The sequence below is a fragment of the Agrobacterium sp. 6Ca8 genome (assembly GCF_055382765.1).
Genome location: NZ_AP026434.1, coordinates 1,902,235 through 1,917,808 on the forward strand (window position 1 = coordinate 1,902,235; position 15,574 = coordinate 1,917,808).

Annotated in this window: 16 protein-coding genes; 11 read left to right on the forward strand and 5 right to left on the reverse strand. The window is 57.7% G+C overall.

What is annotated here, in order from left to right; genetic code table 11:
- Positions 1 to 10: 10 nt before the first annotated feature.
- Positions 11 to 421, reverse strand: a complete 411-nt coding sequence (locus tag ACZ5A6_RS22805) for a hypothetical protein (protein ID WP_162696522.1) — start codon at positions 419 to 421, stop codon at positions 11 to 13.
- On the reverse strand, positions 421 to 1,674 hold the full coding sequence (locus ACZ5A6_RS22810; RefSeq protein ID WP_004431781.1) for a sarcosine oxidase subunit beta family protein: 1,254 nt from the start codon (positions 1,672 to 1,674) through the stop codon (positions 421 to 423). The genes ACZ5A6_RS22805 and ACZ5A6_RS22810 overlap by 1 nt, the downstream gene beginning before the upstream one ends.
- A gap of 315 nt (positions 1,675 to 1,989) precedes the next feature.
- Here ACZ5A6_RS22810 and rpsU point away from each other — a divergent pair, with 315 nt between their 5' ends.
- A complete protein-coding gene (rpsU, locus tag ACZ5A6_RS22815) occupies positions 1,990 to 2,217 on the forward strand; it encodes a 30S ribosomal protein S21 (protein ID WP_003498359.1) in 228 nt (75 codons plus the stop codon).
- A gap of 121 nt (positions 2,218 to 2,338) precedes the next feature.
- On the forward strand, positions 2,339 to 3,235 hold the full coding sequence (locus tag ACZ5A6_RS22820) for a tetratricopeptide repeat protein (RefSeq protein WP_004431770.1): 897 nt from the start codon (positions 2,339 to 2,341) through the stop codon (positions 3,233 to 3,235).
- 73 nt (positions 3,236 to 3,308) lie between these two features.
- On the opposite strand, the gene ACZ5A6_RS22825 is transcribed toward ACZ5A6_RS22820, so the two are convergent.
- Positions 3,309 to 3,575, reverse strand: a complete 267-nt coding sequence (locus ACZ5A6_RS22825; RefSeq protein ID WP_004431768.1) for a DUF6074 family protein — start codon at positions 3,573 to 3,575, stop codon at positions 3,309 to 3,311.
- Positions 3,576 to 3,913: 338 nt separating this feature from the next.
- On the opposite strand from ACZ5A6_RS22825, the gene ACZ5A6_RS22830 reads away from it, so the two are divergent.
- Together ACZ5A6_RS22830 and ACZ5A6_RS22835 are read left to right on the forward strand one after the other, a co-directional pair.
- A complete protein-coding gene (locus tag ACZ5A6_RS22830) occupies positions 3,914 to 4,192 on the forward strand; it encodes an exopolysaccharide production repressor protein (RefSeq protein WP_019566541.1) in 279 nt (92 codons plus the stop codon).
- Between the two features lie 110 nt (positions 4,193 to 4,302).
- Complete coding sequence (locus tag ACZ5A6_RS22835; protein WP_112492814.1) at positions 4,303 to 5,292, forward strand: glycosyltransferase family 2 protein; 990 nt, start codon at positions 4,303 to 4,305, stop codon at positions 5,290 to 5,292.
- A gap of 192 nt (positions 5,293 to 5,484) precedes the next feature.
- Here ACZ5A6_RS22835 and ACZ5A6_RS22840 read toward each other — a convergent pair whose 3' ends face one another.
- Together ACZ5A6_RS22840 and ACZ5A6_RS22845 are read right to left on the reverse strand one after the other, a co-directional pair.
- The gene (locus tag ACZ5A6_RS22840) at positions 5,485 to 6,438 is read right to left on the reverse strand and encodes a polysaccharide pyruvyl transferase family protein (RefSeq protein WP_111802033.1); all 954 of its coding nucleotides are present in this window, start codon (positions 6,436 to 6,438) and stop codon (positions 5,485 to 5,487) included.
- Between the two features lie 51 nt (positions 6,439 to 6,489).
- Positions 6,490 to 7,455: a glycosyltransferase family 2 protein gene (locus ACZ5A6_RS22845; protein WP_004431756.1), complete on the reverse strand. Its 966-nt coding sequence runs from the start codon at positions 7,453 to 7,455 to the stop codon at positions 6,490 to 6,492.
- A gap of 119 nt (positions 7,456 to 7,574) precedes the next feature.
- On the opposite strand from ACZ5A6_RS22845, the gene ACZ5A6_RS22850 reads away from it, so the two are divergent.
- From ACZ5A6_RS22850 to ACZ5A6_RS22880, 7 genes are all read left to right on the forward strand, one after another.
- Positions 7,575 to 9,053, forward strand: a complete 1,479-nt coding sequence (locus tag ACZ5A6_RS22850) for a lipopolysaccharide biosynthesis protein (protein WP_025595239.1) — start codon at positions 7,575 to 7,577, stop codon at positions 9,051 to 9,053.
- A gap of 371 nt (positions 9,054 to 9,424) precedes the next feature.
- A complete protein-coding gene (locus ACZ5A6_RS22855; RefSeq protein ID WP_149910691.1) occupies positions 9,425 to 10,573 on the forward strand; it encodes an acyltransferase family protein in 1,149 nt (382 codons plus the stop codon).
- Between the two features lie 4 nt (positions 10,574 to 10,577).
- Positions 10,578 to 11,369: an endo-1,3-1,4-beta-glycanase ExoK gene (gene exoK, locus ACZ5A6_RS22860; protein WP_004431747.1), complete on the forward strand. Its 792-nt coding sequence runs from the start codon at positions 10,578 to 10,580 to the stop codon at positions 11,367 to 11,369.
- Between the two features lie 60 nt (positions 11,370 to 11,429).
- Positions 11,430 to 12,611: a glycosyltransferase family protein gene (locus ACZ5A6_RS22865; RefSeq protein WP_004431744.1), complete on the forward strand. Its 1,182-nt coding sequence runs from the start codon at positions 11,430 to 11,432 to the stop codon at positions 12,609 to 12,611.
- A 17-nt stretch (positions 12,612 to 12,628) separates the two neighbouring features.
- On the forward strand, positions 12,629 to 13,627 hold the full coding sequence (locus ACZ5A6_RS22870) for a glycosyltransferase family 2 protein (RefSeq protein WP_004431741.1): 999 nt from the start codon (positions 12,629 to 12,631) through the stop codon (positions 13,625 to 13,627).
- Entirely contained in the window at positions 13,624 to 14,568 is a 945-nt protein-coding gene (locus ACZ5A6_RS22875; RefSeq protein ID WP_004431738.1) for a glycosyltransferase family 2 protein, read from the forward strand. The genes ACZ5A6_RS22870 and ACZ5A6_RS22875 overlap by 4 nt, the downstream gene beginning before the upstream one ends.
- A complete protein-coding gene (locus ACZ5A6_RS22880) occupies positions 14,568 to 15,563 on the forward strand; it encodes a glycosyltransferase family 2 protein (RefSeq protein ID WP_004431734.1) in 996 nt (331 codons plus the stop codon). Before ACZ5A6_RS22875 ends, ACZ5A6_RS22880 begins: the two co-directional genes overlap by 1 nt.
- Positions 15,564 to 15,574: the final 11 nt, after the last annotated feature.

The following is a 15,574-nucleotide window of genomic DNA, read 5'->3' on the forward strand; positions in this document are numbered from 1 at the left end:
GGCTCCACCTTCAAAGAGAACTTTCCGGAAGCATGCTCCCGGCGGGTTGGTCACACAGCCGCTTTCCCATCGCAACGAAGGGGGAAAGCCGCTTCAAGAGCTGCTCGAAATTATCGAATGGTTTCAGCGCCGAGGCCCGACCCATATTGATGATGGCAACCGCCATCATGTCGGTGTCGATCGCGAAGGGCTCGTCCTGCGCACCATTTGCCTTCTCGCCGACGAAATAGACCAGCTTGTCCGCGAGACTCGGCGCGCAGAGCAAAAGGCCTTTTTCAGCCACGAAAGGCCAGTCGCGTTCACCCTGCATTCTCTGGATTTTCTGGCTACGAAAATCCCCCATCTCGGGGATGAGATTGCCCGCCGGCACGACCGCCGCCGCAACACCCATGTTTGCCGAAAGCACAACCGCCGCCAGCATCAGTGCGCCACGGCGGCGGCAGCGGCCTCGTCGATGAGGCGTCCGGTGCGGAAACGATCGAGCGTCAGCCCCGCCGCCAGACGGTGCGGTTCGCCGCGCGCGATGAGATGCGCAAACAGATTGGCCGAGCCCGGTGTCGCCTTGAAACCGCCCGTGCCCCAACCGCAATTGACAAAGAGATTTGGCACCGGCGTCACACTCTGAATGGCGGAGCGATCGGGTGTATTGTCGGTAATGCCGCCCCATTGGCGCATCATCTTGACGCGGCGGAAAATCGGGAACAGCTCGCAGATGGCGTCAAGCGTATGCGTGATGATCTGCAGGCCGCCAGTCTGAGAGTAGGAATTATACTGGTCGGTGCCAGCACCGATGACCAGCTCGCCCTTGTCCGACTGGGAGATATAGGCATGCACCGTATTGGACATGACGACACAGGGGAAGATCGGCTTCAGCGGCTCTGATACCAGCGCCTGTAACGGGTTGGAATGCAGAGGCACACGCACATCCGCCATTTTCATCAGAACGGAGGAGTGGCCGGCGGCGGAAACGCCGATTTTCTTTGCGCCAATGAAACCGCGATTGGTCTCGACGCCCGTGACCGCGCCATCAGGTCCGCGCCTGATGGCCGTGACTTCGCAATTCTGGATAATGTGCACGCCGCGATCGGAAGCCGCACGCGCATATCCCCAGGCCACCGCATCGTGACGCGCCGTGCCGCCGCGCCGCTGGAGGGCAGCACCGTTGATCGGATAACGCGCATTGCCGGAAATCTCGAGCGGCGGGCAATAGGCCTTGGCCTGTTCCGGCGTCAGCCATTCATTGTCGATGCCATAGAGACGGTTGGCATTGATATGGCGCTTGAAGGACTGCTGGTCGTGAATATTGTGCGACAGCATCATAACGCCGCGCGCCGAATACATGACGTTGTAATTGAGATCCTGGCTCAGGCCTTCCCATAATTTCAGGGAATGCTCGTAGATATCCATGCTCTCTTCATAGAGATAATTGGAGCGGATGATGGTGGTGTTGCGGCCGGTATTGCCGCCGCCTAGCCAGCCCTTTTCCAGCACCGCTATATTGGTAATGCCGTGTTCCTTGGCAAGATAATAGGCGGCCCCAAGACCGTGGCCGCCGCCACCGATGATGATGACGTCATATTCCTTGCGCGGCTCGGGCGAAGCCCATTGCGCATCCCACCCCTTATGACCCCGCAACGCCTCGCGCGCCACGGCAAAAACGGAATATTTGCGCATTCGCAGTCTGCTCCTCAAGAACCGGCCAGAAGCCGAAAGCATAGCTCCGGCACATATTATACACATGGCAAATCGGCATCGGAGGCAATATCCATTTTGCGACGCCGCAATGCTTTTGTTTCGACATTGCAGGCAGAATGCCGGGATAGCTGGATTTTGGCTGTTGAATATGCGGTACCGTATGGACTTGCTGCAAATGTTCTGATATTGCACGTCACCAATCGCTAGGCTCGACGGCCGAACGAACGATTTTATTTGCGTGCGAATGCCTTTATTCTCACAGCAAGACAACCAAACAAAAGGAACGGGTTTCACGTGCAGGTACTAGTCCGCGACAATAACGTTGATCAGGCGCTTCGCGCTCTCAAGAAAAAGATGCAGCGCGAAGGCATTTTCCGTGAAATGAAAATGCGCGATTATTACGAAAAGCCTTCCCAGAAGCGCGCCCGCGAAAAGGCTGAAGCTGTTCGTCGCGTTCGCAAGCTGGCACGCAAGCGCGCACAGCGCGAAGGTCTGGTTGCAGCTCCGCGCGCAGGCCGTTAATAGGCCGTCTTTTGGACGTTTTTGAATGCTTGTTGGGCGGGGGCGATCAATTCGCCGCCGCTCTTTGTGTTTGTGGCCGGAGAATGATCTTGAGACCGGCCTGCGAGGGAACCCCCACCGAATGACCGCTGTTGATGCCTGTGTTGTGAAAAACTCCGATGCCTCCACGCGCCGGGTGCTCCTGAAAAACAACAAGAGATTCCGTGTTTCCCTTGTCGTCTGTACCGTCCTTGCCGGTCTTTCCGGCTGCGCTACGTCCAACCAGACTGACGATGTCTTCAGGATCGACCGTGCCCAGGGCTCGCAGGAAAACATTGCCTCGCTCACCTCGGTCATCAACGCCAATCCTCAGGATCCGGAAGGCTATAACGTCCGTGGCTCCGCTTACGGCCGCGCCGGCGATTCGCGCCGCGCTATCGAGGATTTCAACAAGGCGCTGCAACTGAACCCGCGCTTTTATCAGGCCTACGCCAACCGCGCCCTCGTGTATCGCAATTCCGGCCAGCAGCAGCAGGCCTTGCAGGATTACAACGCCGCTTTGCAGATCAATGCGAGCTATGACGTAGCCCTGATCGGCCGTGGCAATCTTTACCGCCAGTCCGGCCGCGTCAACGAAGCTTTCAACGACTTCTCCCGCGCCATCGAACTCGAAACCACCGATGGCCGCGCGTGGCACAATCGTGGCCTGATCTACCAGCTGCGCAACCAGCATGCCCAGGCCATCGAGGACTTCTCCAAGGCCATCTCGCTGTCCTCAACCTCGCCGGAACCCTATAACGGCCGTGGCCTTTCCTATGTCGCGCTGAATGACGACGAAAACGCTTTCGCCGATTTCAACCACGCCATTTCGCTTGATGGCAATGTCGCAGAATCATGGGCCAACCAGGCACTGGTCTATGAGCGCCGCGGCGAGATGGCGAAAGCCGCAAAGTCCTATTCGCATGCGGCACGGCTTGATCCGAAATATAAGCCCGCGCTCGACGGCATTGCCCGCACGCGCGGTGCCGGCGCATCCTGATCAAAAACAGATACGAACAGAAAAGCCGGCGGTGCGACACCTGCCGGCTTTTTTATGGGAAACGCTTAAAGCCTCAATGGCTGTCGCGGCGCGCCTCGGGCGTGGCATCCCCCGCCCACAACTCCGCCTGCACCGCATTTTGAAACTCCATGACCTCGCGCCGCATGGCGGCGTCCTCATAGCCGAGGCCCGTCAGATAGGCGGCCAGTTCACGGCATTCCCTGCGCCAGAAATCATTCGCCTCCACACCATGCAGCCGGTCGAGCATGGTTGCGCACCGTTTTACGTTGGCAATACGGTTCTTTGCCGGAAAGGCGATTACTTCCGAATTCGTCGTCACGCGGGCACCTTGCTCTTCGAGGAATCAATACCGACTTTTTAAAGGCTGGATGGTTAACGAAGTCTGCTACGCAGGAGAGAAGGCCGCTAACGCCTTGCAGGGACGGGTTCTGCAGCCTGTCAGACGCAAGAATCTGCGCTGCCGGAGGACACCGATTCGGGCAAATCGCCGATTACCAAGGAATTTACCAATCAAGATTACCGAAATTTCATGCCGTGGGAGATAGAAGAAGTATATGTGTGTTGAAACAACACCGGTCTCATCGTATATTCTTGCAAAGAAAAAAAATGCCGCAGCGCAGCCAAAAACGGAGAAATCGTTCTCGGGAGGAGAGCACCATGTATGCACCTCGTGTATTTTTCAGCATGATTGGTGCATTGCTTGCCTTTGCGGTCGCTACATATTTCATCCACGGGTCGTTCTATACGGCATTCATCCAGACCCTCATCTGCGCCGTCATTCTGCAAACCGGTTATTTTATTGCACTTCTGGTTCTGGTCGCCCGGGAGAAACGCCGGATGCGCGAAACCTTCGCGCTTGATCGCAGCGCCGAGATCATGACGCCGGACACGGTAAGCAGCGCCCCGCCACATGGCGCGAAACTGACCGATATGTGACCTCTCACGCACATTCTTTTATTGCGCCGCAAAAAAATCACTTGCATCCACACCCCTGACACTTTCTGCTGAGCAAATCCTGACGGTTCGTCACAGCAGAAGGACAACACATGGTGAGCGGTTCACAGCCCATTTGCGTCATCATCGCTGCGAAAAATGCATCTGATACGATAGATATCGCCATCCGCTCCGCCCTTGTGGAGCCGGAGGTCGCCGAAGTCATGGTGATCGACGATGGCTCCACCGATACGACCAGCGATGTCGCGCATGCGGCGGATGACGGCACCGGCCGTTTGCGGGTCGTGCGATTCGATGTCAATCGTGGCCCTTCGGCCGCCCGCAACCATGCGATCTCGATTTCATCCGCGCCGCTCATCAGCATTCTCGATGCGGACGACTTTTTTTTCAGAGGCCGTTTTGCCGCCATGCTGGAAAATGACGACTGGGATCTGGTGGCCGACAATATCGCCTTCATCCAGCAATCGGTTCCGGGCGCGTCGTCCATGCAGCCGGCCCGCTTCGAACCACAGGCCCGGTTTCTGTCGCTGACGGAGTTCGTGGAAGGCAATATTTCCAGACCCGGCGTGGAACGCGGGGAAACCGGCTTTCTGAAACCGGTGATCCGCCGCGCCTTTCTGGACAAACATGCGTTGCGGTACGACGAGCGCCTGCGTCTCGGCGAAGACTACGAACTTTATACCCGCGCGCTTGCCGCCGGTGCCCGTTACAAGGTCATCCGTCATTGCGGTTACGGGGCGATTGTCCGCGGCAATTCGTTGAGCGGCCGTCACAGCACGGAAGATCTTCGCCGTTTATACGAAGCGGACAGGGACATTCTCACCAGCTGCAAGCTGTCGGCCAGCGAGACGGCGATCCTGCTCGAGCACGAAAAACACATCCGCGCGAAATTCGAGCTTCGCCATTTTCTCGATGCGAAAAAGCAGAAAGGGATGGGCGGCGCGTTGAGCCACGCTCTTGCGCGCCTGCCTGCCCTGCCGGCCATCACGCGCGGCATCTGGACCGACAAGACCGCCCGTTTTCGCAAACCGGCGCCGGTTCGGGATATTCGTTATCTGCTGGACGGCACGCCGGTTTCCTGAGGGAAAACCTCCAGCGGCGAGGATGATGGCAAGTTCGATATTCTCTCATTCGTCATGCCGGACTAGATCCGGCATCCAGTCATGGCGCGTCTGCGCCATGAAGAGAGTCTTTTGCGATCAAGGACTTGAGCGCGCTGGACCCCGGACCCAGGCCGGGGTGACTGTGTCCGAAATTGCTGAGGCAACCCGCCTTCAGAGATAATCGCGTTTGACCGTTTCCAGAACAGCGGAAAAACGCTCCTTGCGTTCCTCCAGCCTGCCATCCGGGCTGAGACGCGGTTCGGCACGGCTTGCCTGCCACAGCGCCAGCGTGGAAGGTGCTGCCAGCACTTGCTTGGCCAGTTTGCGCAGCGATAGGGATTGGCTTGCCTGCGGCCGCACCAGCACATCGCCCTCAAGCGCCGGACCGGATCCAGCCTCGGCAATAACGGGGGCTGGCGGCGGCGGGAAGCTCATACCCCAGAAACGCGACCCCTTTTTCGCCGCCTCGGCGCGGGTGGAAACTGGCACGTAACGCGGCTGATACTCCACACCGACCGTGCCTGCCCAATCGCTCCACTTGAAACTGTTGATCGAGGGAGATGTGCTCACCGCCACCCATGGCACGCGGAACGCATCGGCAAGAATGGCGCCATGCATGGATTCGGCCACGATAAATTCAGATTGGGCGATGGCGCGGATGACCGACATCGCCTCGCCGCGCGGGTCGAGATAGGTCAGTCCCGCCGGTTCGCAAACCGTTTCCCACATGCCGAATTCCGCCGATTCCCAATGGGGAACGAAGGTTTTCTTGTAGAGTTTCGGCAGGCCTTTGAACTCTGGCATCTCGGTCACCATCACGGCGGGATCGACAATGCCCTTTTCGGGAGAAAGTCCCAATTTGGCTGCGGTTTTTTCGCCGCGCACGCAGCGAATGTCCCAAAATCCAGTGCTTGTATCCGGCACCGCGCCGTAGCCATAACCGCTGCCGATCACAAGCTTGCGCTGCTTTGCGGGCAACAATGTATCATTGAGAACCGTGCCGACACCGACGAGCATCACATCGTCATGCACGTCCCGCAGCCCGGGCAGCAGAAAGTCCCACAGCCACAGATTGAGATCGTCGCCAAAATTTCCGTGATGCGATTCCCAGTGGTAAGGTTTCATGAAGTCACTCCTGGGTGAAAAACATATAAATTCTTGCAGGCAAGAATTCGATTATCTTGTCCGCACTATTTTGCCTGCGCCGAGCTCAAAAGCCGCTCGCAGGAGTGCCGGATCGCGCATCGCCCACTTCAGCAGCAGTCCGAATTCGGGCACCTTGCGCCGTTTCAGATTGCCCGCTTGGCTCCAGAGCGCCTGTTTGCGCGCCGTATTTTTATAGGAAGCGATCGAGGCCACATCGTCCGGCCGCCGCGAAAATCGCCCCTCCAGCGTATCGAGCGCAACCCAGGTATTGAACTGCTGGCGCAGGAATTCCGGCGAGGTATTGTCGATGCTGTGGAAGATATTGACGCCCATTCCGCGCATGGCACCGGCATCGTCACACAGAAGCGTGCGCTTGGATGCGAGGATGGAATCGCAGAAAAACAGCACATCTTCCGCCGCAAGCCGGAGCGCCGGATCGAAGCGTATCTTTTCAAAAAGCGGGCGGCCGATCACCATGCAGGAGAGATGCAAGAAGCTCCAGTTGCGCAGCATCACGCTCGCCAGATCCGGCAGCTCGATCACCAGAGGCCGCTCGGAAAGCCTTGCGGCGCCCTCGTTCTTCTCCAGCTCGGAAATGGCGAAATGATAATAAAATTCGTCACTTGCCTGCATGGATGCCCAATAGCACTCACCGCCAAATGTCTTCAGCGCGAAGGCCGCATTCTGGAGATGATCGGGCGTCCAGATGTCGTCCGAGTCAAGAAATGCGACGTAATCGCTGCCAGCAGGAACGTGGTCGAGACCGGTATTGCGCGCACCACCCGGCCCGCCATTGGCCTGCTTAATGACGAGAATCCGCTCTTTCTGCGCTTGCGAAAGTTCTGCAAGCTCATTGTCTATCGGATATGGCGATTCGTCATCGACGATGACAAGATCGAAATCCTGGTAAGTCTGCGCAAAAACCGATGCGAGCGCACGTCCAAGAATTCCGTGCTGCTTTTGGTAATAGGGAATGACGACAGTAAATCTTGCCATTGTTTCGCCCCTTGCGTTGATCAAGAAGTGTCGGGCCCGATCCTAAAAGCGGCCCCGATGGTATCGGCAACTCCCCACCGGCGTTCCTCCCCGCCGGCCTCCAGAAACAGGATGCTTGTATGCCCCCAGCTCCAAATGTAAAGACCATCACCACGAATGTCGGCTGGAGCGTCTTGTCTAAGACAGGGACATTCGGGCTTAAATTTGTCACCGTTCCCATTCTTGCACGACTGCTGACACCGGAAGAATTTGGTGTGGTTGCAGTCGGCTTAACGGTTGTACAATTCCTGACCATGATAGCCGGAGCGGGGCTGACCTCGGCGCTGATCGTCGAGAAAGAAGAGGATATGGATACAATCCATACCGTCTTCTGGGCAAATCTGGCGATTTCCTGCACCATGGCCGCTGCGCTCTACATTTTCGCGGAGTTCTTCGGTGGGCTTCTGGGTGCGGTGGAAAGTGCCTATCTGCTGCGTATCATGGCCTTTCTCATTCCGTTGCAACTTGCGGGTGATGTCGCCTATTCACTGCTTGCCCGGCGCATGAACTTCAGCCAGGACGCGCTGTGGAGCATGGCGTCTGAAAGCATCGCGGCGGTTGTCGCCGTGGCTATGGCGCTTCTCGGCTTCGGCGTCTGGGCGCTCATCATCCAGCTTTTCGCCGCCGCACTCATCAGGCTTGTCGGGCTATATGCCGTTTCCCGCTATTGCCCGCGTTTCGTCATGAAACCGCGCCGTCTGGTGCCGCTTCTCGGTTTCAGCTCCGGCCTGATGGGATCGGAAATCGCCAATTTCGTCACCTTCCAGTCGCCGATGGTGGTGATCGCCCGGCATCTCGGCCTTGCCGATGCGGGCGCCTATTCCGCCTCCAACCGTTTTGCCAGCATTCCCAATCAGGTCGTGCTGTCGGCCGTCATGGGCGTGCTGTTTCCCGCCTTCAGCCGTATGATGGACGATCCGCAGCGCCGGCGTGATGCCCTGATGTTCAGCACGCAGGTTCTGACCGTCCTGCTTGCGCCGATGATGTTCGGCCTCTGGGCGGTGGCCGAACCGGCCATGCTGGTGATTTTCGGGCAGAACTGGGCTTATGCCTGGCCGGTTCTCGGTCTCCTTGCCCTCTCGAAAGCCATTCTGACCCCATGCAGCACCTTTATCCCCTATCTCAAGGGTGCCGGCTATGGGCGTGTTCTGTTCTGGTCGGCCACGATCCGCGCCATCGTCACCACAGTTGCCGTCTGGGCTGCAGCCGTCTACGGCAGCCTGATCGACGCGATGATTTGGCTCTGCATCGTCAATGCGGTGACGCTGGTTGCCTACTCATGGGCGGTGTTCAAGGCAAGCGATACACCCTTTCTCAGCGGCCTCTATGTCAGCAGCAGACCGATGATTGCAGCGCTGGTCATGGCCGTTTCGGTGCGTTACCTGCTTCACATCATTGCCGAACGCATCCCCAGCGCAACGCTTCAGGTGCTCGTTGGCGCCGCAGTCGGCGGCGTCATCTATGCGGCGCTGATTTTGCTGACCGAACGCGCCCTGCTTGGAAAAATCCTCGGGATGGTCAAATCGCGGCGAATGCGTGAAAACGCAACCCAAGGTTAGTGTCTCGTAACCGAAAGCGCCTCATTTCGGCCGTTAACAGGTCTCACCCGTCACGGATATGTGTTTCGTGACGGCATGGCAAAGCCATTTTTTTGCGGTGCAATATCGCGTACAATGATAATATCGCTTCCTTTGGCGATTTTTAGTGACGACTTAAATCTAGAAAAAATTAAATATTTTCAGTTGCTTAATTTTTTAAAGTCGCACGGAATGCCGGAACGCCAGACAATCACCCGCAATATCTAAGCTTGTGTTTTTCCCGCGTCGCCACATTTTACCCTAAAGTCGAAACCAGACTTACGAGTGCGGGCTTAAGTTCGCTCTGGTTGCAACGCGGCGTGGGTGGACGCCGCCCAATAGGGGTGACTGATGTGACTGTCGATCAGAACCTATCCTCCCGTATCAATTTGATGCGTATATTGCTGATCTCTGGAATCGTGTTCGTCCATGTGCCGCACGATGCCGAAACCAGCCCTTTTCTTGGCCTTTACGGCTTCTTCGACTGGCTGCGTGTTTTTCTGGGCGACGCCCTGTTTCGCATCGGTGTGCCCTGTCTCAGCGCGATATCCGGCTATCTGCTGTTTCGTCGCGGCATGAGCGGGTTCGATTATCCGGCGACGATCCGTTCGAAGTCGAAAACGGTGCTGCTGCCCTTCCTGCTGTGGAATGGCGTGTTGTTTGCCGCAATTTTGCTTATCCAGCTGTTTGACGTTGGTGTGGGTTATTTCCCGGACCTCTGGAACGCCAGCCCGCGTGAAATCATCAGCCATGGCACGGCGCTCGAAGAACTGCCGGTAAACGTGCCGCTTTATTTCCTGCGCGACCTGTTCGTCTGCATCCTGCTGTCGCCGGTGCTCGCATTTCTCATGCGCCGCTTTGCGCTGCCAACGCTCGCTATCCTGCTCTTCATAACCGCCATGCCTGATCTGACGATCTTCATAGTCCAGAAGAAATCGATCCTGTTCAGCTTCTCACTGGGCATCGCACTTGCGCTGCACCGCGTCGATGTCAAGGCACTCGATCCCTACGCCTTCCCGATCATGGCGCTGACCTTTGTCGCTGCGGCCATGCTGGCAACAGGCCTCTATTTCACCGGCCCGGAGTTTACCTTCTGGCTGAACATGTCTCGCAATTTGCTCGCTGTTTTCGGCGCGCTCGGTTTCTGGGCGTCGTCGGCGCTTTTGATCCGCAGCAGGCTCGGCAAGCGGCTTTCCGAAACCGGAAGCCTCAGCTTCTGGATATTCTGCGCTCACTATCCGTTGCTCGTCATCATGTGGATGGTCTGGAACAAGGGCGGACCCGATTTCTACCCCGCCTTCTATGTCATCGCCACGCTGTCCGCCTTTGTCATTCTGGTGGTGAGCAATGCACAAACCCGCAAATACCTGCCGGCCGTCTATGCCGTGCTGACCGGAAGCCGGAACGGCAAACGCAAGACAACGTCCGAATTCGCTGCAAAACGGGCCTCCATGATCGGCCCGCCCACATCCGAAACACTTTATTCGCAACGACAGAGGTGAACCAATGACAACATTTGTCACCCGCGTTCAGACACGCATTCTTCTCGCCGCCGCCCTGCTGGCGACACCCTTCACGACACCGAGCCAGGCACAAGAAGGCAACGGTGCATCCTTCATCGAGAATTTCGATCAGATGGACCGGTCGTTCTGGTACGTCTCCGACGGCTGGAACAACGGTGCGCATCAGAACTGCACCTGGTCGAAGAAACTGGCCACGGTGGAAAACGGCCAGCTGACGCTTGGTTTTGAGGAAGCAAAGTCCGGCGACCGCAACTTCGCCTGCGGTGAAATCCAGACCAAGGGGCGTTATCGCTACGGCACCTATGAAGCACGGATGAAAGCCGCTACCGGCTCCGGATTGAACTCCGCCTTCTTCACCTATATCGGCCCGACCGACAAAAAGCCCCATGATGAAATCGACTTCGAGGTTTTGGGCAAGAATACGGGCAAGGTACAGCTGAACCAGTATATTTCCGCCAAGGGCGGCAATGAGAAACTGGTGCCGGTAGAAGGCGGAGCTGATGCTGGCTTCAACGATTACGCCTTCGTGTGGGAGCCTCAGCGCCTGCGTTACTACGTCAACGGCAAGCTCGTTCACGAAGTCACGGATGAGACCAAGATTCCGCAGAATGCCCAGAAGATTTTCTTCAGCCTGTGGGGAACCGACACGTTGAAGGACTGGATGGGTGCCTTTTCCTATTCCGGCGCAACACAGATGATTGTTGACCGCTTCGCCTTCACGGCGCTCGGCGACAAATGCCAGTTTCCCGAATCCATCGCCTGCGCCCTTAACTGATTGCTTTTTTAAACCTGAGCCTCGGCGTCCTTGACGTATGAAACCAACCGGAACCCATGCATGATCCATGTTCTTTATCTCGCGCATGATCTGTCGGACCCCGCCATTCGCCGGCGGGTGTTGACCTTGCTTGCGGGCGGCGCGCGGGTCACGCTGGCGGGCTTCCGGCGCGGACAGAACCGGCTTGCAGAGATCGAGGGCGTGGTGCCGGTCATTCTCGGAGAAACCGCCGATGGGCGGTTTCTTCAGCGCATGGCAGCCGTCGCCAAAGCCAGCCTCTCGCTCGGCAAAACATTACGCGGCATCCCCATGCCCGACGTCATTCTTGCCAGAAACCTGGAAATGCTGGCTCTCGCAAAACGGGCCATGTCGCTTTACGACCGCCAGCCGGCACTGGTTTACGAATGTCTCGACATTCACCGCCTGCTTCTCAATGAGGGCAAGCCGGGGCAGCTTCTCAATGCGGCCCAGCGCTATTTCGCCCGGGATGCCAAGCTGCTGGTGACGAGTTCTCCAGCTTTCGTCGAGCATTATTTCAAACCCGTTTCCGGCCTGAACCTTCCCGTGCTGTTGCAGGAAAACAGGGTGCTGGCGCTTGATGCCGCTGTAGCAGCCACCCCACAACCGCGCCCACCTGCCCCCGGCGAACCGTGGAAAATCGGCTGGTTTGGGGCGCTTCGCTGCCGCAAATCGCTCGAAATCCTCGCCGATTTTGCAAGGCGCATGGATGGCAAGGTCGAAATCATCCTGCGCGGCCGGCCGGCCTATTCGGAATTTGCGGATTTCGATGGTTTCGTGGCTGCCGCGCCGCATGTGCATTTCCACGGGGCCTACAAAAACCCTGAAGATCTGGCCACCATCTATAATGAAGTGCAGTTCACCTGGGCGATCGACTTCTTCGAGGAAGGCCAGAATTCAAGCTGGCTGCTGCCCAATCGGCTCTATGAGGGATGCCTTTACGGCACCCTGCCGATTGCACTTGCAGGCACGGAAACGGCTCGTTTCATCGAAAAGCGCAATATCGGTTTTGTTCTGCAAAATGCCGGTGCAGATGATCTGGCCGCTCTTTTCAACACTATGACTCCACAAACGTATACGGACGCCTTCGACGCCCTCTCGGCACTCGATAAGAAACAATGGCTGACCGACCGCGACGATTGCCGTCAGCTGGTCCAGCAATTGTCCTCTCTTACAAAATCCGCTTCCGGCCATGCCCGTGAAGCTGCGTTTTCACCCGTGTAGTGCGTAGGGGGCAAATCATGGAAGGTCTTGGTCATTCCGGCATCAGAACTCTGATCGTCATTCCCTGCCTCAACGAGGCAAAGACGATCGAGGCGTTGCTGCGAAAATTCACCGGCGCGATGGATGGGCGTATTTTCCGCATCGTTGTTGCCGATGGCGGCAGCACGGACGGCACGCGCGACATCGTTTCCGCCTTCGCCGTAACGGATGACCGCGTTACGCTCCTTCCCAATCCCAAGCGCATCCAGAGCGCCGGCATAAACCTGGCCGTATCCACTTTCGGCGAGGATTTCGACTACCTCATCCGCATCGACGCCCATGGCGATTATCCGGATGATTATTGCCAGCGGCTGATTGAAGACGCGGATCGCACCGGCGCGGATTCCGTCGTGGTCGCCATGGATACGGTCGGGCACGGCCTGTTCCAGAAGGCGACGGCGATTGCGCAGAATTCCAAACTCGGCAATGGCGGCTCAAAGCACCGCGAAGGCGCCAAGGGACACTGGATCGACCATGGCCACCACGCGTTGATGCGGATCGCCGCCTTCGACGCGGTCGGTGGTTACGATGAAAGCTTCAGCCACAACGAGGATGCCGAACTGGATTTCCGGCTGCGCAAATCCGGTTTCCGTATCTGGATGACCGACAAGACCCGCATGACCTATTATCCGCGCGCTAGCGTCATGCCTCTGTTCAGGCAATATCTCGCCTATGGCCGTGGCCGGGCAAAGAACCTGCTGAAACATCGCTCGATCCCGAAGATCCGTCAGATGATTCCGCTGGCTGTCCTGCCGGTCTTCGTGCTTGCCCTGCTGTCGCTTGTGCATTGGGCAGCACTTATTCCGCTTGGCCTCTGGATCGCCGCATGTGTGGGTTATGGCTTGTGGATGGCAATAGGTCAGAAAAACCCATACGGCCCGCTCGCCGCCTTTTCCGCAATGGTGATGCATCTGGCGTGGTCCACCGGCTTCTGGCTGGAACTCCTGAAATTCCGGGGAAAAAAGGCTGTCTCATGACCGACCTCATCGTCACCGAACCACACAATTCAAAGACCGTCGATATCGGCATCTGTACCTACAGACGTCCGGCGCTGGTCGCCACACTTCTGTCACTGTTCGAACTGGAAGTGCCCGAAGGCGTGACAGTTCGCCTGATCGTTGCCGACAATGATGAGGAACCAAGTGCCAAGGCAAGTGTGGATCGGCTGCGCGAAACTTCGCCTTTCGAGATCGCCTATGTCCATTGCCCGAAATCGAATATCTCGATTGCCCGCAACGCCTGCCTCTCTGAGAGCCGGGCGGACTATCTGGCCTTTATCGACGATGATGAGACCGCCCCGCCGCACTGGCTGGCCGCACTTATGGAAAAGGCAGGCGAAACCGGCGCGGATGTCGTTCTTGGCCCAGTGACGGCGGTTTACCGTGAGAATGCGCCGGGCTGGATGAAACGTGGCGATTTTCACTCGACCGTGCCCGTCTGGGTGAATGGCGAGATCATCACCGGCTACACCTGCAACACGCTTCTCAAGATGGACGCCCCATCGGTAAAGGACCGGCGTTTTGCGCTGGCGCTCGGCCAGAGCGGCGGTGAGGACACGCATTTCTTCTCGCATCTCCATGCTTCGGGCGGTCGCATCGTCTTTGCGCAAAAGGCCGTGCTCTCCGAGCCGGTGCCGGAAAACCGCGCCCGTTTCATGTGGCTTGCCAAACGTCGCTTCCGCTCCGGCCAGACCCATGGCCGTGTGCTTGCCGAAAAGAAACCCGGCGCAAGACGCGTGATGCAGGTGCTGAAGGCAGGATCGAAAGTTCTCTATTGCGCCGTCTTTGCCGCGCTGAACGGTTTCAACGCCGTGCGCCGCAACCGCTATGCCCTGCGCGGCGCCTTGCATCTCGGCTCGGTAAGCGGCGCCTTCGGAGTGCGCGAAATCCGCCAATACGGCGCGGTGGAGGCAACCTGATGGAGAACCTTAACCCTCAGCCCGATATCAGCTTCGTCATTGCCGCCTATAATGCCGCAGAGACGATCGAAGCCGCCATTCAAAGTGCGCTTGAACAGCAGGGCGTGACACTGGAGGTGATCGTCGTGGACGACCGCTCCGCCGACGAGACGATCTCGCTCGTCGAGGCCATTGCGGCCAACGATCCGCGTGTCCGGCTGCTTGCGCTTGAACAGAACCTCGGACCGGGAGGCGCGCGCAATGCCGGTATCGACGCAGCAACCGGACGCTTTATCGCAGTTCTCGATTCGGACGACGTCATCCGCCCCGACCGTTCCGCCTGCATGATGTGCCGGGCAGATGCGGCCAATGCGGTGATCGCTGTCGACAATCTCGATGTCGCCTATACGGACGGCAGGCCGATGGAAACGATGTTCGCAGAGGAGTTTCTGGAGGAAAGACCCGTCCTTACCCTTGAGGACTTCATTTCCTCCAACATCCTTTTCCGCTCCACCTTCAACTTCGGCTACATGAAGCCGATGTTCCGGCGCGATTTCCTAAATAGCGAGGGATTGCGTTTTCGCGAGGACATCCGCATCGGCGAGGATTACATCCTGCTTGCCTCGGCGCTTGCCGCCGGCGGCCTTTGCGTCATCGAGCCGAAACCGGGCTACATCTATAATATTCGCGAGGGTTCGATCTCGCGCGTCCTCGAAATCCACCACGTCGAAGGAATGATGCGGGCGGACCAGGAGTTTCTGAGCCACTACGCGCTGTTGCCCGCCGCCATGGATGCGCAGCAGGCCAGAAGCCGTAGCCTGCAACTGGCCCGTAACTTCCTGACATTGGTGGAAGACATCAAGCGCCGCTCGATTATCGGCGCGCTGAAGACAACGATCAGAGATCCCGCCGTGCTGGGGCATTTGAGAATGCCCATTGCCGTGCGGCTGAAGAGGTTGCGGAACGCGATGTTTGCGCCCGCGGCAAATACTGGGGTGAAAAGGCAGATTTCGTAAAATTTGTGAGC

Excerpts from the sequence above, each read along its gene's own strand:
- ACZ5A6_RS22840 (WP_111802033.1), bottom strand. The coding sequence starts at position 6,438 with ATGAAACCTTACCACTGGGAATCGCATCACGGAAATTTTGGCGACGAT.
- ACZ5A6_RS22810 (WP_004431781.1), bottom strand. The coding sequence starts at position 1,674 with ATGCGCAAATATTCCGTTTTTGCCGTGGCGCGCGAGGCGTTGCGGGGT.
- ACZ5A6_RS22850 (WP_025595239.1), top strand. The coding sequence starts at position 7,575 with ATGCCCCCAGCTCCAAATGTAAAGACCATCACCACGAATGTCGGCTGG.
- ACZ5A6_RS22875 (WP_004431738.1), top strand. The coding sequence starts at position 13,624 with ATGACCGACCTCATCGTCACCGAACCACACAATTCAAAGACCGTCGAT.
- ACZ5A6_RS22835 (WP_112492814.1), top strand. The coding sequence starts at position 4,303 with ATGGTGAGCGGTTCACAGCCCATTTGCGTCATCATCGCTGCGAAAAAT.
- exoK (WP_004431747.1), top strand. The coding sequence starts at position 10,578 with ATGACAACATTTGTCACCCGCGTTCAGACACGCATTCTTCTCGCCGCC.
- ACZ5A6_RS22880 (WP_004431734.1), top strand. The coding sequence starts at position 14,568 with ATGGAGAACCTTAACCCTCAGCCCGATATCAGCTTCGTCATTGCCGCC.
- ACZ5A6_RS22830 (WP_019566541.1), top strand. The coding sequence starts at position 3,914 with ATGTATGCACCTCGTGTATTTTTCAGCATGATTGGTGCATTGCTTGCC.
- ACZ5A6_RS22805 (WP_162696522.1), bottom strand. The coding sequence starts at position 421 with ATGCTGGCGGCGGTTGTGCTTTCGGCAAACATGGGTGTTGCGGCGGCG.
- ACZ5A6_RS22870 (WP_004431741.1), top strand. The coding sequence starts at position 12,629 with ATGGAAGGTCTTGGTCATTCCGGCATCAGAACTCTGATCGTCATTCCC.
- ACZ5A6_RS22845 (WP_004431756.1), bottom strand. The coding sequence starts at position 7,455 with ATGGCAAGATTTACTGTCGTCATTCCCTATTACCAAAAGCAGCACGGA.
- ACZ5A6_RS22820 (WP_004431770.1), top strand. The coding sequence starts at position 2,339 with ATGACCGCTGTTGATGCCTGTGTTGTGAAAAACTCCGATGCCTCCACG.
- ACZ5A6_RS22865 (WP_004431744.1), top strand. The coding sequence starts at position 11,430 with ATGATCCATGTTCTTTATCTCGCGCATGATCTGTCGGACCCCGCCATT.